Annotated in this window: 24 protein-coding genes; 17 read left to right on the top strand and 7 right to left on the bottom strand. The window is 45.4% G+C overall.

Annotated features, from left to right (window positions below; genetic code table 11):
- The 5 genes from PCAR9_RS00685 to PCAR9_RS00705 all read left to right on the top strand — a co-directional run bounded on the left by PCAR9_RS00685 (position 1) and on the right by PCAR9_RS00705 (position 5,241).
- Entirely contained in the window at positions 1 to 474 is a 474-nt protein-coding gene (locus tag PCAR9_RS00685) for a peroxiredoxin (RefSeq protein ID WP_179981973.1), read from the top strand.
- Positions 475 to 827: 353 nt separating this feature from the next.
- Complete coding sequence (locus tag PCAR9_RS00690) at positions 828 to 1,637, top strand: hypothetical protein (protein ID WP_179981974.1); 810 nt, start codon at positions 828 to 830, stop codon at positions 1,635 to 1,637.
- A gap of 9 nt (positions 1,638 to 1,646) precedes the next feature.
- Positions 1,647 to 2,681, top strand: coding sequence for an extracellular solute-binding protein (locus tag PCAR9_RS00695; RefSeq protein WP_179981975.1), 1,035 nt, complete (start codon positions 1,647 to 1,649; stop codon positions 2,679 to 2,681).
- Positions 2,678 to 4,201 carry an ABC transporter permease gene (locus tag PCAR9_RS00700; RefSeq protein ID WP_179981976.1) on the top strand — a complete coding sequence of 508 codons (1,524 nt, stop codon included), beginning with the start codon at positions 2,678 to 2,680 and terminating at the stop codon, positions 4,199 to 4,201. The genes PCAR9_RS00695 and PCAR9_RS00700 overlap by 4 nt, the downstream gene beginning before the upstream one ends.
- Positions 4,201 to 5,241, top strand: a complete 1,041-nt coding sequence (locus PCAR9_RS00705) for an ABC transporter ATP-binding protein (protein ID WP_179981977.1) — start codon at positions 4,201 to 4,203, stop codon at positions 5,239 to 5,241. The genes PCAR9_RS00700 and PCAR9_RS00705 overlap by 1 nt, the downstream gene beginning before the upstream one ends.
- A gap of 91 nt (positions 5,242 to 5,332) precedes the next feature.
- Here the strand turns inward: PCAR9_RS00705 and PCAR9_RS00710 are convergent, their stop codons facing one another.
- Positions 5,333 to 6,163, bottom strand: coding sequence for a mechanosensitive ion channel family protein (locus tag PCAR9_RS00710; RefSeq protein ID WP_179981978.1), 831 nt, complete (start codon positions 6,161 to 6,163; stop codon positions 5,333 to 5,335).
- A gap of 293 nt (positions 6,164 to 6,456) precedes the next feature.
- On the opposite strand from PCAR9_RS00710, the gene PCAR9_RS00715 reads away from it, so the two are divergent.
- Positions 6,457 to 7,638, top strand: a complete 1,182-nt coding sequence (locus PCAR9_RS00715; RefSeq protein ID WP_179981979.1) for a BaiN/RdsA family NAD(P)/FAD-dependent oxidoreductase — start codon at positions 6,457 to 6,459, stop codon at positions 7,636 to 7,638.
- Here the strand turns inward: PCAR9_RS00715 and PCAR9_RS00720 are convergent.
- Positions 7,635 to 8,114 (bottom strand): hypothetical protein, encoded by a 480-nt coding sequence (locus PCAR9_RS00720; protein ID WP_179981980.1) that lies wholly within the window; start codon positions 8,112 to 8,114, stop codon positions 7,635 to 7,637. The genes PCAR9_RS00715 and PCAR9_RS00720 overlap by 4 nt on opposite strands.
- 220 nt (positions 8,115 to 8,334) lie before the next feature.
- Here PCAR9_RS00720 and PCAR9_RS00725 point away from each other — a divergent pair, with 220 nt between their 5' ends.
- Positions 8,335 to 8,643 (top strand): hypothetical protein, encoded by a 309-nt coding sequence (locus PCAR9_RS00725; protein ID WP_179981981.1) that lies wholly within the window; start codon positions 8,335 to 8,337, stop codon positions 8,641 to 8,643.
- Positions 8,644 to 8,820: 177 nt separating this feature from the next.
- A complete protein-coding gene (locus PCAR9_RS00730; protein WP_232091081.1) occupies positions 8,821 to 10,356 on the top strand; it encodes a GGDEF domain-containing protein in 1,536 nt (511 codons plus the stop codon).
- Between the two features lie 7 nt (positions 10,357 to 10,363).
- Here the strand turns inward: PCAR9_RS00730 and PCAR9_RS00735 are convergent, their stop codons facing one another.
- Positions 10,364 to 11,248 carry an ArgP/LysG family DNA-binding transcriptional regulator gene (locus PCAR9_RS00735; protein WP_179981983.1) on the bottom strand — a complete coding sequence of 295 codons (885 nt, stop codon included), beginning with the start codon at positions 11,246 to 11,248 and terminating at the stop codon, positions 10,364 to 10,366.
- A gap of 243 nt (positions 11,249 to 11,491) precedes the next feature.
- On the opposite strand from PCAR9_RS00735, the gene PCAR9_RS00740 reads away from it, so the two are divergent.
- The gene (locus PCAR9_RS00740; RefSeq protein ID WP_179981984.1) at positions 11,492 to 12,094 is read left to right on the top strand and encodes a LysE/ArgO family amino acid transporter; all 603 of its coding nucleotides are present in this window, start codon (positions 11,492 to 11,494) and stop codon (positions 12,092 to 12,094) included.
- Between the two features lie 109 nt (positions 12,095 to 12,203).
- A complete protein-coding gene (locus PCAR9_RS00745) occupies positions 12,204 to 12,521 on the top strand; it encodes a DMT family transporter (protein ID WP_118490751.1) in 318 nt (105 codons plus the stop codon).
- A 126-nt stretch (positions 12,522 to 12,647) separates the two neighbouring features.
- On the opposite strand, the gene PCAR9_RS00750 is transcribed toward PCAR9_RS00745, so the two are convergent.
- Complete coding sequence (locus PCAR9_RS00750; protein ID WP_179981985.1) at positions 12,648 to 13,364, bottom strand: DUF1499 domain-containing protein; 717 nt, start codon at positions 13,362 to 13,364, stop codon at positions 12,648 to 12,650.
- 158 nt (positions 13,365 to 13,522) lie between these two features.
- On the opposite strand from PCAR9_RS00750, the gene PCAR9_RS00755 reads away from it, so the two are divergent.
- From PCAR9_RS00755 to PCAR9_RS00780, 6 genes are all read left to right on the top strand, one after another.
- Complete coding sequence (locus PCAR9_RS00755) at positions 13,523 to 14,194, top strand: DNA-J related domain-containing protein (RefSeq protein WP_179981986.1); 672 nt, start codon at positions 13,523 to 13,525, stop codon at positions 14,192 to 14,194.
- A 309-nt stretch (positions 14,195 to 14,503) separates the two neighbouring features.
- Positions 14,504 to 15,649 (top strand): efflux RND transporter periplasmic adaptor subunit, encoded by a 1,146-nt coding sequence (locus tag PCAR9_RS00760; protein WP_179981987.1) that lies wholly within the window; start codon positions 14,504 to 14,506, stop codon positions 15,647 to 15,649.
- Positions 15,650 to 15,670: 21 nt separating this feature from the next.
- Positions 15,671 to 18,769, top strand: coding sequence for an efflux RND transporter permease subunit (locus PCAR9_RS00765; RefSeq protein ID WP_179981988.1), 3,099 nt, complete (start codon positions 15,671 to 15,673; stop codon positions 18,767 to 18,769).
- Positions 18,770 to 18,827: 58 nt separating this feature from the next.
- On the top strand, positions 18,828 to 19,325 hold the full coding sequence (locus tag PCAR9_RS00770; RefSeq protein ID WP_118490741.1) for an alpha/beta hydrolase: 498 nt from the start codon (positions 18,828 to 18,830) through the stop codon (positions 19,323 to 19,325).
- Between the two features lie 309 nt (positions 19,326 to 19,634).
- A complete protein-coding gene (locus PCAR9_RS00775) occupies positions 19,635 to 21,482 on the top strand; it encodes a bifunctional acetyl-CoA hydrolase/transferase family protein/GNAT family N-acetyltransferase (protein WP_179981989.1) in 1,848 nt (615 codons plus the stop codon).
- The gene (locus PCAR9_RS00780; protein WP_179981990.1) at positions 21,472 to 22,452 is read left to right on the top strand and encodes a histone deacetylase family protein; all 981 of its coding nucleotides are present in this window, start codon (positions 21,472 to 21,474) and stop codon (positions 22,450 to 22,452) included. The genes PCAR9_RS00775 and PCAR9_RS00780 overlap by 11 nt, the downstream gene beginning before the upstream one ends.
- Positions 22,453 to 22,487: 35 nt before the next feature.
- Here the strand turns inward: PCAR9_RS00780 and PCAR9_RS00785 are convergent, their stop codons facing one another.
- From PCAR9_RS00785 to PCAR9_RS00795, 3 genes are all read right to left on the bottom strand, one after another.
- A complete protein-coding gene (locus PCAR9_RS00785) occupies positions 22,488 to 23,228 on the bottom strand; it encodes a MauE/DoxX family redox-associated membrane protein (RefSeq protein WP_179981991.1) in 741 nt (246 codons plus the stop codon).
- A gap of 121 nt (positions 23,229 to 23,349) precedes the next feature.
- Entirely contained in the window at positions 23,350 to 23,868 is a 519-nt protein-coding gene (locus PCAR9_RS00790; RefSeq protein ID WP_179981992.1) for a DUF6436 domain-containing protein, read from the bottom strand.
- A gap of 38 nt (positions 23,869 to 23,906) precedes the next feature.
- Positions 23,907 to 25,388, bottom strand: a complete 1,482-nt coding sequence (locus tag PCAR9_RS00795; protein ID WP_179981993.1) for a methyl-accepting chemotaxis protein — start codon at positions 25,386 to 25,388, stop codon at positions 23,907 to 23,909.
- Between the two features lie 171 nt (positions 25,389 to 25,559).
- On the opposite strand from PCAR9_RS00795, the gene PCAR9_RS00800 reads away from it, so the two are divergent.
- Positions 25,560 to 26,441 (top strand): ATP-grasp domain-containing protein, encoded by an 882-nt coding sequence (locus PCAR9_RS00800; RefSeq protein WP_179981994.1) that lies wholly within the window; start codon positions 25,560 to 25,562, stop codon positions 26,439 to 26,441.
- Positions 26,442 to 26,523 lie beyond the last annotated feature (82 nt).

Here is a 26,523-nt window from a genome sequence, read left to right on the forward strand (position 1 = left end):
ATGATACAAGTTGGGGGCACTTTGCCTGAAGTAGATTTTAGCCTTTTAGAGAATGGCGAAATAACTAACCCAGGAACGAACGAACTGTTTTCAGAAAAGCGCGTTGTACTATTCGCTGTACCCGGCGCTTTTACACCTACTTGCTCACAAGCACATTTGCCAGGCTATGTAGCGCTTGCTGATAAGCTTAAGGCAAAAGGTGTTGATAGTATTATTTGCCTAAGTGTGAACGATGCATTCGTTATGGATGCGTGGGGTAAAGCAAACAATGCAGAAGAAATTACCATGCTAGCGGATGGCAACGGTTTCTTTACCAAGCAAATTGGCTTAGACATGAGTACAGGTAACTTCGGAGGCTTACGTTCGCTTCGTTATTCTATGCTTGTAGAAGATGGCGAAGTTAAAAAGCTAAACGTTGAAGACCCTGGTCGTTTCGACGTGAGCGATGCCCAAACCATGTTAGATAGCCTTTAATTTTTAAAAGGCCTTAAATACTCAAAGCCCGCAACAATTGTTGCGGGCTTTTTTCGTTTAGTTTTTTGTGAATATTCATTAATTTAGATATGCGTATACTTGGCGGTCATTTTCATTAAAATGTAACGCAACTATGATCTAGCAGTTTGCTAATTGCGTTGAATATCAATATGTTCAGCGAGGGTTAATCATTTAACCTGCATTATTGTGGGTCAAAAACGTAGAGAAACTAAAGGCTAACGTAAGGCCGATGCACTGCGTTACTTAGCGTGTAGCCTCGTTTAGTTACCTTTACTTGCTTAATGATAATAAGTATCATTTGCGCGAAAAGACAAACGTTTTAGGAAAAAATTATGACAATAACACTGAAAAAAATAAGCGCCTTAGTACTGGCTTCGGCCGTTACTTTCTCGATGTTTTCTTCACATGCGCTTGCAAACGGTGCAATTGGTGATCACGTAAACAATTTACATGCACATATTGGTGAGTACACCGAAGAAGTACATTGGTTAGAAAGTAAGTTTGGCAGTGTTGTTGATGCGTATGAAGCAAAAGATAAATCGCTTAAAACAGACGCGCTAATCGAGTACTGGGAAGAAGTAGACTTTCACTCTGCCATTGAAACCCAATACGTGCCTATTTATGCCTCTATTTGGCAAGGTATTTATGGTGTAAAGGTAGCTATTGATGAAGGTAAGCCTATTGCTGATGTGCGCGTAGAACAAGAGAAGCTAAATCATGCCTTGTGGCAGGCGCTAGGCGCAGTTAAACTTGCGTCTCAATATCAGAAGAAAGGTCTGGTTGGAAAAGTTCAAACCACTGAGAAAGAACCTACCACAGGCCCTGAAGTTATCGACGATATTAAAACACGTCTTGATCGCGTTGTTGCTAAATATGCAGAGCAGCTTCACGAGGTTGCAACAACACTAGTGCACGACACCTATCTTCAACGTTTTGAAGGTGTAGAGGGTGACTTGATTGCGAAAGACGCAGCCTTGGTTGAAGACCTAGAAAAAGATTTTAACGTAACGCTTCCGCAAGCTATTTCGAAAGATAATGGCGTAGATGCGGTACGCAAAGTTGTAGAATCTATGCAGGCTAAACTTGATCGCGCTCGTACACTGTTAGTTGAAGTAGAGAAAAGTCGTAAAGACGTATTTTAAGGAAGGGGTATGCAACGTAGAACATTTTTGCAAGGGCTAGCCGCAGCTGGTGCGTTAACTGGCTTGCCGTTTAGTTTTGCCCACGCTATGACTCAAACTGGCAGCGTGTCAGTAGAGTCTTTGCCTAAATTAGAAGGCGATCTCACCCTTTATTTAGGGCGTGGTGAAGGCGGTCTGTACGAAAATGTTCTAAAAGCCATTGAAAAGCGCAATCCCAAGCTCAACCTGAAGGTTCGACGCGGCGGGTCAGCAGCATTGGCAAACACCATTGTTGCTGAAACAAAAGCGGGCGTGAAACGCGCTGATTTGTTTTGGGCTGTAGATACGGGCTCAATTGGCGTTGTGACTGACGCAGGCGCTGCAAAGTCGCTGCCTGATGATTTACGTTCACAGCTTCGCGAAGATTTTCAATACCCGAGCTGGTCACCGGTAACAGGTCGTGTGCGCACACTGCCGTATAACACCGAGCGTGTTAAGCCCGAACAAATCCCAGAAAGCGTAATGGCGTTAGCCGATAGCGATTTAAAAATTGGCTGGGCGCCGGCTTATTCGTCGTTCCAGTCTTTTGTTACCGCTATGCGTATTTTAGAAGGCGAAAAAGCAACAAAATCATGGCTTAAAGGCATTAACAAGCACTCTAAAAAGTATGCGGGTGAACTTGGTGTAGTAATGGGCGTTGAACGTGGTGAAGTAGATATTGGTTTTGCTAATCACTATTACACGCTTCGACTTAAATCAGGTAAGCCAAACGCGAATGTGGCCCTTGCTTATAGCAAAGGTGATGCAGGCTGCTTAGTTAACGCATCAGGTATTGTTGCGTTGAGCGACGGTGATTTGCCGGTTAACTTTATTCGATATCTGCTGTCGCACGAAGTGCAGTCTTATCTTGCTCGCGAAGCATACGAAATACCTTTGGTTCAAGGAGTTGAACCACCACAAGGCTTAGCGGAACTAAGTACGCTATCGCCACCCGAAATGGACCTTCGTAAACTGGCTGATTTACGCCCAACACTAAACCTTATGAGGGAAGTTGGCGTACTGTGACAAACTGGCCAAAGTCGTATCCACTGGCACTACTTATTGCGCTGATGGCTTTATTGCCCGTCGGCGTTTTATTTTCTTTAGCTCAAGATAGTGCCCAGCTTTTCGATACCCATAACCTTCGTGTACTAGGCAATACTATTTCATTGGTAGTGCTTACTATCATTGGTTCGGTGCTTATAGGTGTCCCCCTTGCTTTTTTAACTGCCTATGTGCAAATGCCATTTAAGCGCTTCTGGCTTATCTTGTTGGCTGCGCCACTGGCGTTGCCTAGTTATATTGGCGCATTCGCCATGTACTTCTCATTTGGTATTGGCGGAGAAATAGAGAACGTTTTAGGTATTAGCACGCCGCCAATTAGCGGTTTGTGGGGCTCGGCTCTGGTCATGAGCCTATACACCTATCCTTTTGTGATGATGACAACCCGTTCAAGCTTGCTGAGTTTAGATGCCAGCTTGGTTAACGCGGCGCGTACGCTAGGTCTGTCGTTAGGTGCTAGCTTATGGCGTGTGGTGCTACCGCGCGTAGTAAACAGCGTTGCTGCGGGGGCACTTCTTGCTGCGCTTTACGCGTTATCTGATTTTGGTACGCCTGCAATAATGGGCTTCGACACCTTTACTCGCGTTATTTTTGTTGAATACAACGCTTTTGGGTTAAGCCAGGCGGCCATGCTAAGCCTGCAGCTTATGGTGATTGTTGGGCTTATTCTGTTTATAGAAAGCCGAATAGGTGGGGCGCAAGAACGCCCAGGAAAGCACTTATCCTTATTTCCTGCACGCTGGCAGCGCAACCTAATGTTGCTTGCGACTATGCCTGTTGTATTTATGGCTATTGTACTTCCCCTAGCTATTTTCACGCTGTGGTTAGTGCGAGAGGGCACAGGTGGCTTTGAATTAAGCTATGCATGGAATTCAGCCCATGCATCATTTATTGCCGCGATTGTGGCCGTGCTTCTTGCCATTCCGGTTGCTCACGCGGCTATTGCAGGCAAAGCTGGCCGCTTTATGGAGCGCATTACCTATTTTGGCTTTGGTGTACCAGGTATAGTTATGGGAACAGCGCTGGTGTACGTGGGCCTTAAGTACTTGCCTGCGTTGTATCAAACCTTAAGTTTATTGGTTATGGCCTATGTGCTGCGTTTTATTCCTTTAGCGGTGGGAAGTGTTAGAAGTACCGCCGAGAATATAGATTCGGGCCTAGTGAAAGCTGCACGCGTACTTGGCGCTAGCCCAAGAGAGGCCTTTATACGAGTTACGCTGCCCTTAACCCTTCGTGGTATGATTGCAGGGGCTGCATTAGTGTTTTTGGAAGCCATGCGTGAACTGCCTGCTACATTAATGTTGGGGCCTACAGGCTTTGAAACCTTAGCCACTTACATGTGGCGTGTTTACGAGGCGGGTTACTTTGGACGCGCTGCCGTACCTGGACTTCTACTGGTTTTATTATCTGGCGTGGGGCTGGTTCTCATGCTGTCGGGCGAAAGAAAAGCCCAGTTTACTGTTACCGAGGATGATCGTTCGTAATGCTTAGTGTAAGTAATTTGTCAGTGAATTATGGGTCTACCCGCGTTGTCGACAAGTTAAATCTTGAGCTTGCGCAAGACGAAATCCTGATGTTGGTGGGGCCAACTGGCTGCGGTAAAACTACTATTTTGCAGGCATTGGCAGGGCTTATCCCTATTTCAGAAGGCGCTATGAGCCTAGGTAATTGGGAAAGTACAGCAAACAAACACGTGCCACCTGAAAAGCGTAACGTCGGCATGGTGTTCCAAGATTTTGCGCTATTCCCCCATCTTACCGTTCAGCAAAACGTATGTTTTCGTTTAAAAGACACTAAGCTTGCCGATCATTGGCTGAAACTGTTAGGTCTAGATAATTTCCGCGATGCTAAACCTGCACGTCTTTCAGGCGGGCAGAAGCAGCGTGTTGCGCTAGCCCGTACCCTAGCGCATGAACCTTCTTTTGTACTGCTAGACGAACCCCTTTCAAACTTAGATGCAGCGTTAAAAGACAGCTTGCGTTGGGAAATTCGCGACGCGCTTAAAAAGGCCGGCGTGCCCGCAATTTGGGTAACCCATGACCAAGAGGAAGCGTTAAGTGTTGGTGATAGAGTGGGCATATTAAATAAAGGTGTGTTAGAGCAATTAGACACACCTGAAGCCTGTTATTCTTCGCCAGCAAGCCGCTTTGTAGCGCGGTTTATGGGCGAGGCAAGCTTTTTAAGTGCCACATTTGATGCTAATGAAGTAAATACAGACAAAACGGTCGTGACAGAGATCGGCAAGGTGCCAGGCACACCGCTTCAAGGTGCTAACGGCAATGTAGATTTGCTCGTACGCCCTGATGATTTAAGTTTAGATGCAGCCCATAGCGAAACTAACTGTACGGTGAAGTGGGTGCGTTATGAGGGCGAAAGCCGCCTTTATGCTGTTGTGCTAGATAGCGGTGATGAACTGAAAGTGCGCGTAAGTCACGAGAATGCCATTAAGCCAAATACTCGTGCGTTTGTTCAGTTAATTACTACACACCCTTTGGCCGTGTTTCCTAAAAAAGATAGAGCGTAATTCGTTTTTAGCTGACTTTAAATCAGAACATAAAAAGGGCAGCCAGTCGGCTGCCCTTTTGCTTACTAGGACGTTATTTTTTACCTGCGCGCTATGCGTTTTCGTTTACCACAATCACTTTACGGTGCGGGAACGGAATTTCAATGTTAGCTTCATCTAGCGCTTTCTTAATCTGCTCTGGCACTGAGAACAGAATGTCGAAGTAATGCTCGCCGTGACAGAATGGACGAACAATAAAGTCAACTGAGCTATCGTTAAGGGTAGATACCTCAACAAATGGTGCTGGGTCTTTAAGTATGTGCGGGTGGTCTGCCAATACTTTATCGATAACGGCACGAGCAGCATCAATGTTTTCGTTGTAGGCAATACCAAAGGTCATGTCTACACCGCGAATTTCATGATGAGAGTGGTTAACAATTTGCTCGCCCCAAATTTGGCTGTTTGGAATGATAATTTGCTTATTATCGAAGGTTTGCAAAATAGTAGTGAATAAGTCGATTTCAGTTACTTTACCGAACTTGCCCGCCGCATCGACAAAGTCATTAACTTTATAGGGGCGGAAGATAAGCAACATAACACCTGCAGCCAAGTTGGAAAGCGTGCCTTGGAGTGCTAAACCAATAGCAAGACCGGCAGCACCTAACAGAGCAATAATAGATGCTGTTTGAACGCCAAAGCGATTAAGTACCGCTATGCCAACAAAAGCAAGAATGGTATAGCGTGCTACGCTACCAAAAAACTTAAATAGTGTGTCATCAAGTTGAGGGTGGCTATTAGCAATAGCGACAATAGCGTTATACACCTTACTCGCTACCCATAAGCCAATTATTAAAATTGCCAAAGCAAGTAATATGTTCGTGGCCCACGCCAAGGCGGCTGGCAAGTATTGGTTAATATCGAGTGACGCTAAGAACTCTTCCATGGATACAATCCTCTGTAATTTGTGAAGTAGTTACTGCTTGTTTTGTTCGTTTGTTTGTTCGTTCAAATTGAGTTGCACCTCAATTCTGGTGCGTAGTTATAGGTGAATTAAAAATCTTTTAGTATTGTTAAAAAGTATTAAAACCCATAATTTTCTACTAAAGAACTAGATTAAATTTACAGTAAGATTAGGCTTTGCGTTGTGCAGCAAGGCTTATTACGTATAATCCCGAACTCTTAACCTACGCTTGAATGGGCGTGAGTATTTTTAGCTTGATGTAAGGTGAATACAGAGTGATTAAGCGCGATGTTATTGTTATTGGAGCAGGTGCAGCAGGGCTGTTCTGCGCGGCACAGGCAGGCGCGCGAGGTCGCAGTGTAGAAGTACTTGACCATGCCAAAAAAGTTGGCCGTAAGATCCTTATGTCTGGCGGTGGGCGCTGCAATTTCACTAATATGTACGCGGGGCCTGAAAATTTCCTTTCGCAAAACCCACATTTTTGTAAGTCGGCATTAAGCCGCTATACCCAGTGGGACTTTATAGGTTTGGTTGCCGAGCATGGTATTGCCTATCACGAAAAAACCTTAGGCCAATTGTTTTGTGATGACAGCGCCAAAGATATTGTCGATTTATTGCTTAACGAATGTAAAAAAGCAGGCGTTACCATTACTACTCGCTGTGAAATTACAAGCGTAGAAAAGGTTGAAGGTGGGTACTTACTAACTACTTCGAACGGCGAATATAGCTGTGAGTCTTTAGTAATCGCGACCGGTGGTTTAAGTATGCCAAAGCTGGGGGCGACGCCATTCGGTTATAAAATTGCCGAGCAATTCGGCCTGAACGTATTACCCACACGGGCCGCTCTTGTGCCCTTTACCTTACACGATAAAGACAAAGAGACTCTGGCAGAGCTTAGCGGTATCGCAGTTGATGTATATGCCAGCTGCAACGACACCACGTTTAAAGAAGCGATGCTCTTTACTCATCGAGGTTTAAGCGGCCCGGCTATGTTGCAAATTTCAAGTTATTGGGAGGCAGGTGACAGCTTAAGCATTAATACGCTGCCTAATAATGATGCCACGGCACTTATACAAACTGCTCGCACCGAAACGCCAGACGCACTACTTGCTACCTGCTTAAATAAAGTATTCCCCAAACGCATGGTGCAAAGCTTTATTGAATATCATAGCTGGCGCAATGTACCGGTGAAACAGCTTACCCACGGCGAATGCGACGCTATCGCTGACACGCTAGAAAATTGGCAAATAAAGCCAAACGGCACTGAAGGCTATAGAACAGCGGAAGTCACCATAGGTGGCGTAGACACCAACGAACTTTCATCAAAAACCATGATGGCCAAGAACGTCGAAGGCCTTTACTTCATAGGTGAAGTGGTTGACGTTACCGGCTGGCTCGGCGGTTTTAACTTTCAGTGGGCTTGGAGCAGCGGCTGGGCAGCAGGGCAGGTGGTTTAAAACGACATACCAATTGCTAATCCAGCAACAACCGCACTTTTGTGGTTTCGGTGATAGTCGTAATGAAGCTGTGGCGAGATGGTAAAGCCAGACACTTCGAACTCATATAAAAAGCCCAACCGGGCCACTTCCATTTTATGGCTGCCGTGAAATTCAACGCCAGGGCCAATTTGTGCGATAAAATTGTTGGTAATGTGAAGGTCGGCGACGAGTAAATAAGTGTAAGCGTCTAGATCTTCAAAGGCATATTCAGCAACAAATCCCACACCTAAGAAATCGCTTAGGCGGTACTCATAATCGATGCCCAAAGTGAATGCGTTGCCACACTCTTTTGTGTAAGTGGTACCGACTAGTGCCGATAAGTGATGAGGTGACGTTTCCCAATGATGAGCATTTCCTTTTGCCGCCCCCTTAGCTGTAACAAGGGGAGCAAACGCCATGGCTGTGACCATTCCCAAGGCTATTTTTACTCGCATAGTGATGCTCGCTTACGTTTGTCTGTGACTTCCTGAAAGTTAAACTTCCAGCACTTGATATAGCGTAGGTGGTATATGGCGTTCTCACCAATGAACTTTAGTTGCAGTTATCGATAGCACTAAGAGCGAGGGCAACGCAACACTAAGCTGGTTCTAAACGCGCTATCTAAAGCTAGCAAATGCCGCTAAGGTATACGGGCAAATAAAAAGGGATGCGAAAATGCAAAACAAGAGTGAAAAACAACTATTTTTAGACGCCTGTAAAACGCAACTGGTGAGCCTTTACAAGGCAAGTAAAGATGGGAAAAAGGTAGAGGCGGAAAAGTATCGAGTGCAAGGATTCATGCACGCCGGTGAAGTAATGGGCTTAATCAGCAAAGAAGAAGGTAAGGCCCTTATAGCCGATTTGCACATGGAAGTATTTGGAGAAACTATTAACGAAAGAGCTCAGAGAAAGCGCAAACTCGAAGCGTTAAAAGAATCAGACTTAGATGCTTACTTTGCAATACCAGCCATTGAGCGGCGTTAAATAAAAGTAACTTTTTTCGAGCGAACTAAAATTTATAAACTAAGCTTAATATGTGTTGGTTTTTCATACCTTGATATAACCAAGCATACTTATCTTAGTGTAATAGCCGTACAGGGATATTTTTGCTACACGGATTTGGCTGCGGTACCAGTAGGAAGCAAATCTATGGCATGGTGTGTGTCACGTAATTTTATTCGCTTATTAATAGGGCTTGTCTTATGTACAGCAAGTTTCCACTCGCTTGCTAAATGTAACTTCGAAAACGAAATTGATGCATCCCCTTCAACAAGCTTTCTTCTTAAAGCGGGTGATCAGCGACTTGCGCTAACCTGTAATGTCGATGCGCAGTATGTTCTTTATTTCCCTCGTAATTATATTAATTACAACCAGCTATACGATAGCAAAATGCGCAAAGTTGAAAGATTACCTAGTGCCTTTGAAGCATACATAATCAACAATTCAAACAACCGCTTTTATTTAGATATCAACGCACAGGTGGAACGCCGCGTATCGGTCAAGGTGACGCCGCTTGGTGATTTTCATAAATTTGCTTCTATTCACACTCTCACAATGAGCTTATTTATTGGCTTTTGTTTGGCACTTACTTTATACGTAGGCATGCTGGGGGCAAGTATGCGCAACTACGGCCTGTATTCGTATAGCTTCTACGTTTTCAGTGCTGGCGTATTCTTTTTGCTCCAAGAAGGGCTGTTGAACATTGTATTTCCGCAAGTTGCTTTGCTTGCGAATTTCCAACTGCATTTACTCTTTGCTGGAATTACCCTTTTTGCAGGCGTGAAATTCTTAGATCAGCTACTGGATTTTAAAGCGCTACTGAAAGGTTGGCAGCGCCAGTTTGTGCTTGGAATGGCATGTGCAGCACTCGCGTTTGCTGTAGTTCAGCTTATTCTTCCAGTCTCAGATGCCATGAAAATTAACAGCATGTTGAGTCTAATTACACTTATTACCATGACGTGCACGCTATCAAGTTGTGTTTATGCTGCCTATCGCAAAGTGCATTGTGCAAATTTGGTAATGCTTGGGATTGCAGTGATGGTTTTGTCCATGCTTTTCCGTTTAGTTTTTACAGAAGTATCGCCGTTTTTATATCGATATTCTCTTGTATTAGGGATAACTATTGAGGCTTTTATTTTTGCTATCGCTACGTCGAGAAAAGTTAAAAAGCTTAATGACGACAGGCTTAGTGCATTTAAACGCGCATCGACAGACTCATTATGTAATGTGTTAAACCGCAGCGGTTGGGAAGGCGTGGCGCAGTCGCTGCTGAATAATTTCAACAAAGAGGGTGGCTACTTAACACTGCTTTTCATTGATATTGATAAGTTTAAAGAGATTAATGACCAATATGGGCACCACGCAGGAGATAAGGTCTTGCAGGTGGTTGCAAAAATTTTAATGAGTCGCTGTCGCGAGCAAGACGCCGTGGGGCGCTTAGGTGGCGATGAGTTTGTGGTATTGAGTCACTGCTATAGCGAAGGTCAGTCTGAGCGATTGGCCGCCCGCATTGAGGAAAGCTTAGCCGAGCGCGATATCAGAACAGAAAACGTAGTGATAAACACCACGGCGAGTGTAGGAGCTTACATCACAAAAGAGCGCTACAAAGACTTGCCGACCTTGTTAAACAAAGCTGACAAATTGATGTATAGCGTCAAAGAAAAGCGTAAAAACGCCGAATATGCTACTAGCTCTTAATGTGGCGTTATTTTAATTGTGCCTTTGCGACTTGCTTAACAGCTTTAGTAAGGTCGGCAAGCGCAGCCGACTCAAGCGTTGCATAATGCCAAAAAAGAGGAACCGCTAGCGCTTTGTCTGGAAAAAGCGCAATAAGCTCGCCTTCTTTCACTTCTTGTGCCACTTGGAGAGTCGGGAGTAGGGCCCACACCACGCCATCTAGCGCCATTTTTACAAAGCCATGAGACGAGGGATACCAGTGACACGTGGTAAAGGTAGGCGAAATATTCAAACATTCCCTTTGATAGTCAGTAAGTAAGGTAACATCGTACTCATCATACAAAAGGCCAGGCGTATTCATCACGCTGTCAGGCGTTATGCCCTTGTGAAGGTATCGCTCAACAAACCGTGGTGACGCATAAAGCTGATAGCGCATGGTGCCCAGTCTCATTGATTGCCCGCCAGTAACCGGTGTACCTGTTTGACTAATACACGCCATAACTCGGCCTTGCTGAAGAATGTCTCGGGTTTGAGTTTGATCCGCGTTAACAATGTGAACAGGATTGGCCCGCTTACCACTAAATACTGCCATAACCTGCGAAAACCAAGTAGCAAGCACATCGTTATTCACCGCTACGCTGATAGGTACCGCCGAGGCTTCTAAACCACTTTTTATGTTTAGCGCTTCTTCCAGCACACTCACTTTTTGTATATGCGAAAGCAGTTCTTGCCCCAGTGGTGTTGCGCGAAGGGGCTTAGTTCGCACCATAACAGGCCCACCAACGCTTTGTTCAAGACGTTTGATTTTTTGCGACACCGCAGACTGTGTAAGGTTTAACGCCTGAGCGCCTTTTTCAAAGCCACCATAGCGCAGTACTTCATGAAAGCATCGTAGCGCATCGTAATCGAGCATTTTTTAAAACCTGTGAAAGGAAAGTTAAAGCTATTAATTTTACTAATTCAATACAAGTATCATTAATTTAATTAAGTTGCGCAAGGTGTATAAAATAGCGCCACTTTGAATTCTTGCTTGGCTAGAACTATCCAGAAATGGTCTGCATATCAGGCGGCATAAAGCCACGTAATGAAAGACCAAGCAACGAAAGACCGAACAATAGAACCGTACATTCAATTTATTTTTTAAGAGGCATTTAGCATGTTAGCGGCAGCAACGAGTGGTTTCGTAATGGGCGGCACCCTTATTATCGCAGTAGGTGCGCAAAACAGCTTTCTGATTGAGCAGTCGATGAAAAAACAGTGGACCACACTATTTGTCTTACTGTTTATTCTAAGCGATGCCATCTCTATCAGCTTGGGCGCCATGGGCTTTGGCTTGTTGCTACAAGAGTACCCGATGCTAGTTACGGTAACTAAGTGGGCTGGCGTAGCTTTTTTGTTGTGGATTGCGTTTAACAAAATAAAGTCTTCGCTGGCTAATGATGCCCTTGTTTTAGAAATGGCACAAAAGCAGCTGTCGTTTAAAAAAGCGCTACTTATTGCGCTAGCAGTAACCTGGTTAAATCCACACTTTTATTTAGATACATTGCTGCTAATGGGTAATCTGGCAAGTCAGTGGCAGGAAAATAAATGGTGGTTTGTGGGTGGTGCGATAGGTGCATCTATCGTTTGGTTTATCGGTTTAAGTACGCTTACAGCACGTTTTGCCCATCATATGCAGCGGCCCAATTTTTGGCGTTGGTTTAACCGTTTAAATGCTGCGGTTTTGGGTATGGTAAGTATCCAGCTGGCGAGCCTTTAGTGAAAAAACGCTGAATAGCAAAATACTAAGGTGCGTTGAGTATCTTGCTTTCAACGAATAAGTATACTTTTACAAATAAGCCAAACCTGCTGTTTTGAAGGATACATAAGTGAGCTGGATTTATTTGATTGTTGCGGGCTTACTGGAAATTGGATGGCCCGTAGGACTTAAGATGTCGCAAGAGGCGGAAACCCGCATTATGGGAATTCTGCTAGCCATAGGCTTCATGGCTGCCAGTGGTTTTTGCCTTTGGATGGCACAAAAGCAAATACCCATAGGTACAGCGTATGCTGTATGGACGGGGATAGGTGCCGCGGGCACGTTTTTAGTAGGCGTAATGTTTTACGGCGACCCGTCGTCATTAGCGCGTTACTTTGGCGTGGCGCTTATTGTGGCCGGCGTTGTGGTACTCAAACTCGCGCACTAGTACTACAAAACCAAGCTCTGGTTTTAAAGGCTGTGTTTAGCCCGTTTAATAGATTGATAAAAATAAAAAGCCTGACAGTGATTCACTGTCAGGCTTTTAAATATCTGCTGAGCTTTTCAGGTTGGTTTAGTGATAACCCAGCTGATTTCTGAGCTCGGCCATAAAGGTTTCGATGCGTTCAGCATTTTTGCCTAAGTCACTTTTACCTACGCGCGACTTACTGCGAATATCAACAAGGGTATCGTCGCTTTTAACTGTTAAGCGAATGACCACATCGTCCTTAAAGCCAAACCACGCCGTTGTATCTGTGGCTTCTAGTGTGTTTGGCAGTGCGCCCTCATTAACACGCTCCCAACCCAGAACTTCTATGGCTTTTTCGGCAGCCATATAAACTTGATTTATAGGTTGAGGTAGTAGCTGAGTTTTAATCTCAGGGTACGCTTCAAGCTGTTGCTTCGTTACATCACCGCCTTCATAGGCAATAGAATTTGGCGCGCCTTCTCTAAGCGGTGCAATGGCAACGAATTCAGGTGGGTTTGTAACATCGGTTGTAATGTCGTGAATTGGCGGTACGGCGCTAGCTTTACTCATCATGCTAACGGGCATGCCAACGGCTACTAAAGCAAGAACAGCACATACAAATGTACTACCCCAACTTACGTTCTTACGATTAATCAATACTTGTAAAATAATGAGTATTAGCGCTGCACCACCTACGTATACACCAAAGCGAAGTGACGTAAATGCGGTGCCTAAACTAACACCAGCATACTGATATAGTGGTCCGGGTAACACAACCATCAAAAAACCAACAATACTGGTAAGGGCAATGAGTGCTTTCAAGGGAACTCCAAAGTTATTCTTTTTAGTTTGACCAACCTACTTTAACAGCGAAAGCGGCAATTTGGTTTACTTTCGTAAAGAAAAATTCGTCTAGGCCCGCGTGCAACATATTTGTAAACTGATCTTTTTATCGGCATCAAGTTATAGGTACTAAGGTTTTGTATACACAACCGGACGCCAGTCACACGTACGCAATGCAAGCTGAACTCCTCGTTGATATCTTATCGACGCAAAAAAGCCAGTTCACTAAGGGTATTACTGAATATGCGCTTATTGAGATATTAAAAAAGCCGCCTTATCAGCTTTTCGAAGAAGATGCTTTGCGAGACCCGCTCATGCTTTTTAAAACGCACTTTATTCTGTTTAATGCACTGTATCAATTGAGGCAGTATTGGATAGAACAAAACGAAGGTGTGTTAGAGATTCACGCACTTGGCATAAAGCTAAACCTGTTTAAAGAGCGTCATTTGACGCAAAGCAATGATGGTCTAGGTATGACGACGCTGGAAAACCCTGACCCACTTGCAACGTATTACCTCGACTGGGGAAATTTTGAAGAGGCTGATCGCGATACGGTCGATAACCTGCTAAACGCGTTTTGGGAAAGAATGCTGAAGGGAGATACTGTCAGCTATACGCAAGGTGATATTGAAAAAGCGCATTTTTTGCTTGGTCTTTCCCTGAACCAGCCTGTCACGCTGCTGCAGTTAAAACGTGTCTACAAACGCTCGCTGCAATCGGCCCACCCTGATAAAGGTGGAACACAGCAAGATGCTCAAGCAGTCATCCACGCCTACCAAACCCTTTGCCGTTATTATTCGTTTAAATAGAACGTGTATCGGCGTTCAACTTCTTATTATTCGCATATTGTATACAGGCTTCGGTAATTGACCGACAACATCGGTAATTTCAGCTTCATTGACTTTTCTTGTATGTGATAAATGCGCACAATATGACCTATAAGAGCGTAGATTCGTATCAATGATCGCTTAACTATGCCACGTCTTTTCCGATTGTCCTCATGTCCAAGTTATAGGATTAGGATGAATCGACGCATTGGAAGCAAAACTTACGTTTAATTTATCCGTATAGAACGCAAATCGCGTTCTATGTGAAAGTTATTGGGAAATAGAAAATTTATGAGTCGCATTTTTTATGTTACTGCAGCACTAATAACACTATTAGGTGTTACTGGGTGTTCGAATGAAGGCGAGCAAGCACAGCAAGGTGCTCAGCAAGGTATGCCGGCGCCATCGGTGTCGGTAGTTACGCTGAAACAGCAACCTGTAGTACATGAAATGGTGTTGCCAGGGCGAGTAAGTCCGTCGCGCCAATCGCAAGTGCGACCTCAGGTGGATGGTGTTATCACTGAGCGCTTGTTTGAAGAAGGCGCACATGTGGAAAAAGGGCAGCAGCTGTATCAAATTGATGAGGCACGTTACCTAGCCCAGTTAAACAGTGCAAAAGCGGATCTGAAAAGTGTTCAAGCAAACTTAAAGACCTTGGAAGCTAAGGCGCGACGTTATGACGACCTTGTTGCACAAAATGCAGTAAGTAAACAGGAATACGATGACGTAATTGCGCAAAAAGATCAGGCCCAAGCCGCTATCAGTGTGGCGGAAGCGGCAGTAGATGTAGCAAAGGTAAACATGGGCTACACCAAGGTGTACGCGCCCATAAGCGGTCGAATTAGCCGTTCATATGTTACCGAAGGCACATTGGTTACCACGAACCAAGCTCAGCAGTTAGCCACTATTACTCAGTTAGACCCTGTTTATATTGATATGCAGGAATCTGGCGCATCTATCATTACACTTCGTCAGTCTATGCGTAAGCAGGGCTCAATGGATGTTGAGCTGACGGTAGATGAAGTCACTGGCAAGCGTTACGAAAAAACAGGCAGCGTGAAGTTTTCAGAAGTGACCGTAGATGAATCTACGGGCTCGGTTACCCTTCGCGCCGAAATGCCAAACCCTGATGGCGTGTTGCTTCCCGGCTTATTTGTAAAGGGCCATGTTATTACTGGACGTGAAAACGCGCTTTTGATTCCTCAGCGTGCGACGACTCGCCAGCCAGACGGTTCGCTTTCGGTTTACGTAGTGAACCAGAACAACGAGGTCGAAGGCCGAACCTTAGAAATCGGCAAGATATACCGTGATCAGTACGTGGTAATAAGCGGCGTAAATGAAGGCGAAAAAGTCATCGTAACTGGTTATCAAAAGGTAAAGCCTGGGGCGAAAGTTAACCCGTCAGAATGGCAACCCTCTTCACGTGGCTCACGATAGCAAACAAGGGATTTAAGTAATATGGCTCGTTTTTTCATAGACAGGCCCGTGTTTGCATGGGTGCTGGCAATTATCACAATGATGGCGGGTGTGTTGGCGATAACCTCACTCCCCATTGAACAATACCCTAAGGTAGCACCACCGTCGGTTACTATCTCGGCAACTTATCCTGGTGCTTCAGCAGAAACCGTTGAAAACTCGGTAACGCAGGTCATTGAGCAAAGCTTAACGGGTATCGATAATCTCCGTTATTTTTCGGCAAGTAGTTCTAACAGCAGCATGTCAATTACCCTGACGTTTGAGCCAGGTGCAGACCCTGATATTGCCCAAGTACAGACTCAAAATAAGGTGCAGGGCGCGTTACCTTTACTGCCAACGCAGGTTCAGCAGCAAGGGGTTACCGTTACCAAGGCAAACAGTGCATTTGCGCTAGCCGTAGGCTTCTATTCTGAAGACGATTCGATGACACAGTATGACCTGAGTGACATGCTCGTCTCAAACTTTCAGGACCCTATTTCCCGGGTAAACGGTGTAGGTAACGTACGAGTTTTTGGTGCGCAGCGCTCTATGCGTATTTGGCTAGACCCAGACAAGCTGTACAGCTTCAACCTAACGCCCACTGACGTACAGGCCGCAGTTCAGGTCCAAAATACCGATGTCTCAGCAGGTCAGTTGGGCGGGTTACCTGCTATCGAAAATCAGCAAATCAACGCCACTATTCAGGCGCAAAGCCGCCTTCAAACCGTTGAAGATTTTGAAAATATCGTGCTACGTGTGAACACAGACGGTTCTCAGGTACGTGTGTGTGATGTGGCACGAGTAGAGCTGGGTGCGCAAAGTTACGATGTTATTGTTCGTTACGACCGCAAACCCGCGTCAGGCATGGCGATAAGCCTTGCTTCTGGCGCAAACGCGCTAGACACTATCAAAGCAGTGAAAGCTCGCGTTGAAGAGCTACGCTCAAACCTACCTGATACGGTGAAAGTGGTTTACCCAGTAGACAGTTCGCCTTTCATCGAGCTTTCTATAGAGTCAGTAGTACATACGCTTATCGAAGCGGTTGTGTTAGTTTTCTTAGTAATGCTGCTGTTTCTCCAAAACTGGCGCGCAACGCTTATACCCACCATTGCCGTACCTGTTGTACTACTTGGGACTTTCTCGGTGCTATTAGCCTTTGGTTTTAGTATCAACGTATTGACCATGTTTGCCATGGTACTGGCTATCGGTCTTCTTGTTGATGACGCTATCGTTGTTGTAGAAAACGTTGAGCGTATTATGGAAGAAGAAGGCTTGCCGCCTGCTGAAGCGACTAAGAAGTCTATGTCGCAAATCACTGGCGCACTTGTGGGCATTGCCGCGGTACTTTCAACGGTCTTTATCCCTATGGCCTTCTTTAGCGGATCAGCCGGGGCTATTTATCGTCAGTTTTCAGTAACTATCGTTTCAGCGATGGCGTTCTCTGTGCTGGTAGCTATCGTGCTCTCGCCTTCTTTATGTGCCACTTTATTGAAGCAGCACTCAGAGGATCACGATAAAAATAAAGGTTTCTTTGGGTGGTTCAACCGCACGTTTAACAAAGGGCGTGACCGCTACCAGAAAACGACTAACCACATGGCGAAGCGTTTTAAGCGTTACTTCGTTGTATACGGCTTACTTGTTGGCGGGATGGTGTTTATCTTCAGTCAGCTTCCTGGTGCCTTCCTTCCAGATGAAGACCAAGGTCGAATGATGGTATTGGTCAGCACACCTCCAGGCGCTACCGCGGGTCGTACGCTCGAATCCATTAAGCAAGTGGAAGACTACATTCTTGAAGAAGAGAGCGAAGCAGTTAACGGTATGTTTGCGGTAGTGGGCTTTAGCTTTGCAGGACAAGCGCAAAATGCGGGTATGGCGTTTTTAAACTTCAATGACTGGAGTGTACGTGACGAGAGTAACTCGGCCTTCGCAGTGATGAAGCGAGCTTTTGGCGCATTTGGTCAGATTCAAGATGCATCAGCATTTCCCATTGTGCCGCCACCTATTATGGAATTAGGTAATGCCACGGGCTTTGATATGCAGCTGGTGGACCGCGGTGGTAACGGCCATGAAGCCCTAATGAATGCCCGTAATCAGCTGTTAGGTATGGCTGCGCAAAACCCGAAATTGGCGGGTGTCCGTCCTAACGGTTTAAGTGATGTTCCCCAATTCAAAATTAATATTGATAGTGAAAAGGCGTCTGCGCTTGGCTTAAATCTAAGTGATATCAATAGTGCGCTGCAAATTGCCTGGGGTTCAAGCTATGTAAACGACTTCATTGATAAAGGGCGAATTAAGCGGGTTTACATGCAGGCGGACCTTCCTCATCGTATGACGCCAGAAGACCTTGATAAATGGTTTGTTCGCAATAGCGACGGTGAGATGGTAGCTTTCAGCACCTTCTCTACAACTGAGTGGGTATATGGCTCGCCCAAGTTAGAGCGCTTTAACGGTATATCGTCGGTAAATATACAAGGTAGTGCGGCACCAGGAATCTCTTCAGGTGAAGCGATGGCTGAAATGAAGAAGTTGGTTGAACAATTGCCTGCTGGTTTTGCCATTGAATGGTCAGGCTTATCTTATGAAGAACAAGAGGCCGGGTCTCAGGCGCCTATGCTGTATGCGCTTTCAATTTTAGTCGTATTCCTTTGCTTAGCTGCACTATATGAAAGCTGGTCGGTACCGTTTGCGGTAATGCTAGTGGTGCCGTTAGGAATATTGGGCTCGGTTACCGCAGCTTTCATCTTTAATTTACCGAATGATGTGTATTTGCAGGTAGCGTTCTTAACAACGGTGGGCTTAGCAGCGAAAAACGCCATTCTTATCGTAGAGTTTGCTAAAGAGCAGTACGAAAAAGGTGAAGACCTGATGACTGCTGTATCTAACGCGGCTGCTCAGCGCTTCCGCCCAATATTGATGACGTCAATGGCATTTATTTTAGGGGTTACGCCTCTAGCACTTTCCAGTGGTGCAGGAGCTGCAAGCCAAAATGCTATTGGTATTGCAGTAATGGGCGGTATGTTTGCTGCGACCTTCTTAGCCATATTTTTCGTTCCCATGTTTTACGTTATGGTAGAAAAACTATTCCATAAGGAAGACAAGTAACGAGTAAGTACGCTAGAGTGGGAAGAAATTTTTCATTTTTTACATAGGGATATTGGTAATGACCACGGTTGTTTTTTCTCACGGTAAAGAAAGCGGGCCATGGGGCAGTAAGATAACCACGCTTTCGAATGTAGCAAACGATATGGGCTTTGGTGTTGAGAGTATCGATTATCAAGATCTCGACTGCCCCGAAGCCCGCCTAGAGCGCTTAAAAGAAACTATCGCTGAAAAGTGCAATGACGTTGTATTGGTGGGCTCGAGCATGGGCGGATATGTATCACTTGCCGCTGCCAGTCAGATCTCTGCCAGAGGCGTATTTTTAATGGCGCCTGCGCTTTATTTGCCCAACTATAAAGTTCAGCGCTTTCCGTACGACGGCTATGTTAGCCTAGTGCACGGCTGGAACGATGATATCGTGCCAATTGAGAACAGCCTTAAGTATGCCCGCCATCAAAAGGCGCAGCTGCTGCTTCTAAATGATGGTCACCGCCTTGCGAACAGTAAGTCCGTTATTTCACCTTTCTTCAGAAATTGGTTGGAGAAATTCCGCTACTAGGGCGCTAAGTACCATGGCAACGGCTGCTGATCTTTAGTTTTCTTAAGCTATGCTACCGAACTTCGTTAGCAATCTAAACTGAGCAATCTATACGAAAAGTAACGCCTAGCAATTAAAAGCTAAAAATTCTATGAGAAGCCTACTTATCGATAGCCGCAGGGGGAACTATCGATGATGTAGGCTTTTTTGTATCTGCGTATTAGTTTGTAAGGGTAAGACTAATCGCTTATAGCGCTGCGTCGGGTTAATACATGAAATTGCCTGTATTTATGGCATGATGGGGTATTGCTTAAAACAGGGCAGGTGGAAATGGCATTTAACTTACCTCAAGCGCCGCAGTGGTCGTCGCTGATAAAGTCGGGTTGTCGTGTCTTTGTTGGCGGGAACGCGGCGGTACCGCACGCGTTGGTTCAGCACCTTATTGATAATAGCGAAGGGTTCAGCGACATCGAACTGGTGCATATGCTGGCCTTAGGCGATACTCGTTGGGTAAAAGAAGAGTATAGAAACCTTTTTAAAGCGAATACGTTTTTTATTGGCGGTGAAGCCATGAGAAAAGCTGTCGATGAAGGTCGCGCCGACTATACCCCCGTATTCCTTTCTGAAATTTCAAGTTTGTTTAGCGATGGCACGCTGGCGCTCGATGCAGCCCTTGTCAATGTAAGCCCTCCTGATGAATTCGGCTACTGCTCACTAGGCCCGGCTGTAGATATTGCAATGTCGGCCATTAGGCAAAGTAAAAAAGTCATTGCTCAAATTAACCCTCAGGTGCCGAGAACCTCTGGGCACTCTTATATTCATATAAGTGAGATAACGGCGTGTATAGAAGCGGAGGAGCCACTAGTAGAAGTGACGCCGCCGCCAATAGACTCAGTCGCAGAACGTATAGGCCAGTATGTATCTATGCTGGTAGATGATGGCGCAACGCTCCAATTTGGTATCGGTAAAATACCCAGCGCCACGCTGAAATACCTGTGTAATCACAAAGATTTAGGTATTCATAGCGAAATGCTTACCGATAGTATTATCGAACTGTTGGAATCTGGCGCTATTACCAATAAGAAAAAGACGTTTCACCCCGGTAAAATTGTTACCAGCTTTGCCATTGGTACCCGCCAGCTATACGATTTAATCGACAGCAACCCGCATATTGAATTTTACCCGAGTAGCTACGTCAACAAGCCGACTAATATTGCCAAAAATGACAATATGGTTGCCATAAATAGTGCCCTTGAAGTGGACCTAACCGGGCAGGTGGTAGCGGACTCACTGGGCTACGACTTTTATAGCGGCATAGGAGGGCAGGTTGATTTCGTCACTGGCGCGTCTATTAGCAAAGGCGGTAAAGCCATTATCGCGCTTCCTTCTACCGCAAAAAATGAAACTATTTCACGTATTACGCCGCGTATAAGCGAAGGCGCAGGCGTGGTAACCTCCCGCGGTAATGTACAGTATGTGGTAACCGAATACGGTATAGCGTCACTTAAAGGTAAGAGTATTCGAGAGCGTGCACTAGAGCTTATTCGGGTGGCCCACCCCAAGTTCCGTGCAGCACTGTTAGAAGAAGTGCGACAGCATTATTGGGTGCCCCATTATCAAGAAAAGTACCCCACAGATATCCCAGAGCTGGGAGCTATTCAGCTTAAAAAACTCAATATTCAGGGCGAGACGTTTTATATGCGCCCGCTGAATCCGGCGGACGAAAGGCGCCTACAAGAATTCTTCTATTCCCACACAAAAGAGACATTAAGGTTGCGCTACAACTACGACCCCAAACAAATGTCTCGCGAGAAGTCGTGTAACTTGGTGTCGGTAGACCAAAGCTCTGATGCGGCGCTGTGTATTGTGAGGCAAGAGGGCTCGCGCATTACTATTCACGCAGTGGGCCGTTTCTACTACAACCCAAACGACAATACCTGCGAAGCTGCTTTTGTTACTCGGGAAACCCAGCAAGGTAAAGGCATGGCAAGCCGTCTCTTAAACGAGCTTATCACGGTAGCAAAAATAAGAGGCATTGCGAAAATGATGGCCTATGTGCGTGGCGATAATAGCCCCATGATCACTATTTTCGAACAAGCCAAATTTAAACGGAAATTTACTGGCGACCCCAGTGATATAGAGTTAGTACTAGACGTGGCATCACTGCATGACAATTAAAATATTTCGCGGCAAGCACGGCACCAAACACGATTTAGGCAAGGATCATCCCGAATCGCCAGACCGTTTATTTGCTATTGACGACCAATTGCTTTCTTCAGGATTAGATATGGTGTGTGAGCATGCTGACGCCACTCCCATTGCTGAAGCCTACTTGAAACTAGCCCACGACCCATATTATGTGAAAAGTGTGTTTGAGCATGCAGCTCAATCTATTTTTAACGATCACGAAAAAACGCTCTATTCAGAAAACAAAGACAACGTGGCTTGGTTAGATGAAGACACAGGCTTAATGCGCCACAGCTTAAGCGCTGCGCTAGAGTCGGCGGGAGCAGGGTGTAATGCTGTCGATTGGGTAATGGAAGGCAATGATCGGCAAGCCTTTTGTGCCACTAGGCCTCCCGGACACCATGCAACATACGACAGTGCTATGGGGTTTTGTATTTTTAATAACATTGTTATAGCTGCTCGCTACGCGCTTCAAAACTATGAGCTAAAACGGGTTGCCATTGTCGACTTTGACGTGCACCACGGAAATGGTACCGAGCAAATTGTAGCCGGCGACCAGCGCATAATGTTGTGCAGTAGTTTTCAGCATCCCTTTTATCCACACAGTGGCTCGCCGGTTTCAGCAAGTAATATTCTCTCGGTACCGCTTGAGGCTGGTGCTACTGGAGACGTTTTTAGGAAAAAAGTACAGCATTGGTTCGATGCATTGCGCAACTTTCAACCTGAACTGATTTTTATTTCTGCAGGCTTTGATGCTCACGCTGAAGACCCAATGGCTCATCTACGCCTAGTAGAAGATGACTATTTCTGGGTAAGCCAACAGCTTCGCGCCGTTGCTGATACATGTTGCGAAGGCCGTATCGTAAGTATGCTAGAAGGCGGCTATGATTTAAGTGCTTTGGGCCGCAGCGTAGTGTCACACCTTAAAGGCATGAGTCGTCCTATCGAAGACACTCAATAGGACGAAGGGCTATCTAGCCTCAACAATCTTTCAGACTAGGCTAGCCATCTTGCAAACATATAAAGACCCGCACCTAGCATAGCAAGGTTTTCTGTCAGTGAAATAAAGCCAAGGGGTAGGTCTGAATTTCCGCCAACACAGGCACATTTAAGCTCGCGCTTATCGATATAAACCGCCTTGATAACTGAAACTGCACCAATAGCGCCGATAAAAATGGAGACAGGTGATACCAATAGTGCAGGGAACCCTGCAAGCATGCCAAGCCCGGCAAACGCCTCCGCGAAAGGATAAATATACGCGTATCGTACCTGCTTCATTGCTAATAAGTCATAGGTGATAAACTGGTTTGAGAAAGCCACTAAGTCTTGCAGCTTTTGAAGGGCAAGTATCACCATAGCCACTCCAATAAAATTCAATATAAAAGGCTCTAATCCTGCTGGTAGACCGCCTTTTAGCATAAGGGCAAACACCATGAGTGCCGCTAAGGAAAAAATTACGATAATAGGTGTGTAGCGCGATCCAAATTCACTTTCTTGCTTTAAATTGAAGTAATCTCTCAAGTCGTCATAACCCCCAATACGTTTATCGTCTATGAACGTCTGAGGGGTTGTTTTCACACTATGCTTTTCTTTAAATGCGTCGGTTTCACTTCGGTTAGTTAAATGATGATCATCAACCTTATAGCCTTTTCTCTCAAGCAGGTCTTTTGATTTGAGTCCAAAAGGACAAATGTGCTCTGGGGTAACCATGCGATAGAGGATGGCGTGCTTAGACATAGTGGACTCCTTGTAAAGCTTTCACGAGATAGCAATGAGCGTGCAAGATTTGCCCGTTTTTTGCGCTATCTCAACTGATGTTACGAGATACAAAGAGGGTTACATAATTTATGCCAGCGTTTTAGCAGAAACAACCCGTAGCATCAGTATTAACAACGGCACCTGCATAGGGGAGTTGCGTGGTGTAGCTTACTACCTGTTCGACGAGGTTTTTTCCGGTAAAGCATCCATAACCTGTGGCGTATGGGCCTAAATAGCGAAGTTGCTTGTGTTTGTCTAACACAATAAGGGCCGGCACGGCCTCAAGCATAGCCGACAGTTCAGGCACATCTTCCACATTCAGCCTGATTTGATGAAAGTCGTCGCCGAGTTTTGAGAGAAGCTGAGATTGGTGGGGTGTTGTAAGGGTATCGCAATAGCAGCGGGACTGCGTTCCCACATGAACGATAGAGCCTGGTTGAATATTCTGTTTTTCTAGTATTGCAACGAGGGATGCGTCAAAGTCTGGCGCAGTAGTGCGGTGCAGCAATTCGCCGTTGGGATCGAACTCTGATAGTTGACGCTGCCCATATACTAATAAGGCGGTGAGTAAACCCACCGCCCATAATATTAGTAGCAGCCAACTTGCCTTTTTATGCATGCGACTAAACGCCTTCGCCTGTACTTTAAGTGTTGGGCTTAAAGCTTAAAGCGTTCAATAGCGCCGCGCATGCGCTGAGATATTTGTGACAAGACTTCAACTTCACCTGCAAGGGATTCAGCCGTAGCAAGCTCTTCAGAAGTAAGCTCACTTAAACGCGCGGTGCTTTGCGCAATGGAAGCTGACGCGGTTTCTTGTTCCACAGCAGAGGTGGCAATTTCGGTCATACTTTCGCTGGCTTCGCGAATTTGCTGCATTATTTCAGACATAGCCGAAGTGGCGCTATCACTTGAAACAACGGCATCATCGACCAGCTCTATACAGGTTTGCATTTGATCAACCGAGCTTGCCGTTTGCGCAACAAGCTGTTCGGTAATACTGGTAATTTGGTCTGCACTTTCTTTTGAGCGAATTGCAAGTGTGCGAACTTCGTCGGCTACCACGGCGAAGCCGCGGCCGTGTTCACCAGCACGGGCTGATTCGATGGCAGCGTTTAGTGCCAGCAAATTAGTTTGTTCAGCCACAGCAGTGATTGAGCGCATGGCATCAGAGATATGGGAACATTGTTCATTTAGCGCTGTATTAGTTTGCGCTGCCGCATTAAGTGTATTGCGCAACGAGTCGATGGTATGACTGGATTTAGAAATAGAATCCCGCGTAGATTGAGACGCGTTTTGCGCTGCCGACGCTTTATCACTAGCAAGGGTAGTTTGCTCTGTTGATAGCTGCATGGTTTGTGCGATTTCTTCTGACGACGCCGACACCATGGCAAGTTCTTGATCAGTATTCCTACTAATTTCAAACATGTTATTAGCTGCTAACTCCATATTTGAAGCCCCTTTAACTACTTCATCAGTTAAATTAGAAGCAAGTTCAATGAGGGACTTCACTTGATCAATAAGTTCAGCGAAAGGCCTTACTATTTTATTTTCGCGATTTAGCTCGACGGACAAATCGAGCTTGCCATCAGTCTGCTGCATGTTTTCAATGGCTAGGCGTAGTTCGGCGGCGCCTGCTCCTTCTTGGTGAGCTTGCTTGGCCATGTACATCAATACACCACCCTCGGACAATGCAAACGCAGCATGCATAAGCAGGATAGGGAAAGTTACGTGACCTTCCTCAAAAATCATCAACGGCGCTCCGCCAGACTGTAAAAAGAAGAATGAAATGTGATGGACAGCAACAACGGCGGTACCCGTGGCCACTACTTTCCAATCTCTGAAATAAGAAAGAAAGGCAAGAAGTACAAAAATTTCAAAGTGGACTTCAATTAATCCAAAAGATTGGTGAATATGCAGTGCAGTAAGGAGCTGAACACCCATTGCCATTGCGTGACGACTTATAGCCGAGTAGGGGTTTTGAAGACTGAGCACGAGCGGTAAAGCTGCAATTGGGACACCAAAAATAAACGCAGGTAAAAGTTCACCTGTAAACACACCAATAGCGATAGCAATGAGTAATTGAACAGCAATTACGACGCGAAAAATTTTATGACCTTCAAGGAGCCAAGGGTACTGCATGCCAATCTCCGATGGTTGTTTTGGAGTAAGTGTAGGTTAAAAATGATAGGTGTGCTAATTTCGTCAAGTCTACGCGAATCGCGGTGTCTACGCTATTTAACTTTGGTATAGATACTTAACTTATTACAAAATTTTAATGCGCCGAAGCCCGTGTAAATTAAGGATTCAGTTATGCCTGCTATCGCTTTTTTATCGACCGATAATCTTGAAGATTTTTTCGTCTATGATGAATTATTAATACCGTTTTTCGAACAACGCGGGTGGACTGTAAAAACGGTATCTTGGCATAGCACCTCACCGAATTGGGATAAGTTTGACTATGTTATTGTTCGCAGTACGTGGGATTATCAACAGCACGCTGAAGAATTTCTAGCTTGTCTAGAAGACATTGATGTGTCGAACGCGGTGTTATTAAACCCGATATCTTTGATGAAGTGGAATATTGAAAAGCACTACCTTAAAGACTTGCAGGGCAATGGGGTTCCTATTGTCGAAACAATGTGGGGAAGCGAGTTCAATAACAATGTTATAGAGGAAGCGTTTGCGCAATTTGGCTGTGACACTGTGGTGATTAAACCCACGCTTAGTGCTAACGCTGATGATACTTTCAAGCTTTCTGCTGCCGCCTGGCGTGAGGGGCATGTAAATCAGAGAGTACTTTACGATACATTTCGCCAGCGGGATTTTATGATCCAACCGTTCTTAAGTAGTGTTGTTGATGAGGGGGAATACTCGTTATTTTATTTCGGTGGGGAGTTCAGCCATGCTATTAAGAAGGTGCCACAAAAAGGCGACTTTCGCGTACAAGAAGAGCATGGCGGAAGTTTACACTCTATCGCAGTAGACAGTGAACAATTGGCTATCGCTGAAAAAGCACTGGCAGCTATGCCGTGTGACGCATTGTATGCGCGGGTTGATTTGGTTAGACAGGGCAATAACTGGGCGATAATGGAGCTTGAGCTCATTGAACCCTCGCTGTATTTCAACCTTGATCCCCAATCTCCTCTTCGCTTTGTAGAGGCTTTAGTGAGATTCCACGCGTCAGCGCAGTGAACAAAATAAAAAAGCGGCGTGCAAACTCTTAATTTGCAAGCCGCTATTTAACTAACCGTTCTTGAACGAGTTTATTGAAAGG

Origin of the sequence: Alteromonas macleodii (assembly GCF_903772925.1) — a bacterium.
Classification (GTDB): domain Bacteria; phylum Pseudomonadota; class Gammaproteobacteria; order Enterobacterales; family Alteromonadaceae; genus Alteromonas; species Alteromonas macleodii_A.

What these genes read in the sequence shown, in the direction of transcription:
- PCAR9_RS00685 (WP_179981973.1), top strand. Translation starts at nt 1, where the DNA reads ATGATACAAGTTGGGGGCACTTTGCCTGAAGTAGATTTTAGCCTTTTA.
- PCAR9_RS00690 (WP_179981974.1), top strand. Translation starts at nt 828, where the DNA reads ATGACAATAACACTGAAAAAAATAAGCGCCTTAGTACTGGCTTCGGCC.
- PCAR9_RS00695 (WP_179981975.1), top strand. Translation starts at nt 1,647, where the DNA reads ATGCAACGTAGAACATTTTTGCAAGGGCTAGCCGCAGCTGGTGCGTTA.
- PCAR9_RS00705 (WP_179981977.1), top strand. Translation starts at nt 4,201, where the DNA reads ATGCTTAGTGTAAGTAATTTGTCAGTGAATTATGGGTCTACCCGCGTT.
- PCAR9_RS00710 (WP_179981978.1), bottom strand. Translation starts at nt 6,163, where the DNA reads ATGGAAGAGTTCTTAGCGTCACTCGATATTAACCAATACTTGCCAGCC.
- PCAR9_RS00720 (WP_179981980.1), bottom strand. Translation starts at nt 8,114, where the DNA reads ATGCGAGTAAAAATAGCCTTGGGAATGGTCACAGCCATGGCGTTTGCT.
- PCAR9_RS00725 (WP_179981981.1), top strand. Translation starts at nt 8,335, where the DNA reads ATGCAAAACAAGAGTGAAAAACAACTATTTTTAGACGCCTGTAAAACG.
- PCAR9_RS00735 (WP_179981983.1), bottom strand. Translation starts at nt 11,248, where the DNA reads ATGCTCGATTACGATGCGCTACGATGCTTTCATGAAGTACTGCGCTAT.
- PCAR9_RS00740 (WP_179981984.1), top strand. Translation starts at nt 11,492, where the DNA reads ATGTTAGCGGCAGCAACGAGTGGTTTCGTAATGGGCGGCACCCTTATT.
- PCAR9_RS00760 (WP_179981987.1), top strand. Translation starts at nt 14,504, where the DNA reads ATGAGTCGCATTTTTTATGTTACTGCAGCACTAATAACACTATTAGGT.
- PCAR9_RS00765 (WP_179981988.1), top strand. Translation starts at nt 15,671, where the DNA reads ATGGCTCGTTTTTTCATAGACAGGCCCGTGTTTGCATGGGTGCTGGCA.
- PCAR9_RS00770 (WP_118490741.1), top strand. Translation starts at nt 18,828, where the DNA reads ATGACCACGGTTGTTTTTTCTCACGGTAAAGAAAGCGGGCCATGGGGC.
- PCAR9_RS00775 (WP_179981989.1), top strand. Translation starts at nt 19,635, where the DNA reads ATGGCATTTAACTTACCTCAAGCGCCGCAGTGGTCGTCGCTGATAAAG.
- PCAR9_RS00780 (WP_179981990.1), top strand. Translation starts at nt 21,472, where the DNA reads ATGACAATTAAAATATTTCGCGGCAAGCACGGCACCAAACACGATTTA.
- PCAR9_RS00785 (WP_179981991.1), bottom strand. Translation starts at nt 23,228, where the DNA reads ATGTCTAAGCACGCCATCCTCTATCGCATGGTTACCCCAGAGCACATT.
- PCAR9_RS00790 (WP_179981992.1), bottom strand. Translation starts at nt 23,868, where the DNA reads ATGCATAAAAAGGCAAGTTGGCTGCTACTAATATTATGGGCGGTGGGT.
- PCAR9_RS00795 (WP_179981993.1), bottom strand. Translation starts at nt 25,388, where the DNA reads ATGCAGTACCCTTGGCTCCTTGAAGGTCATAAAATTTTTCGCGTCGTA.
- PCAR9_RS00800 (WP_179981994.1), top strand. Translation starts at nt 25,560, where the DNA reads ATGCCTGCTATCGCTTTTTTATCGACCGATAATCTTGAAGATTTTTTC.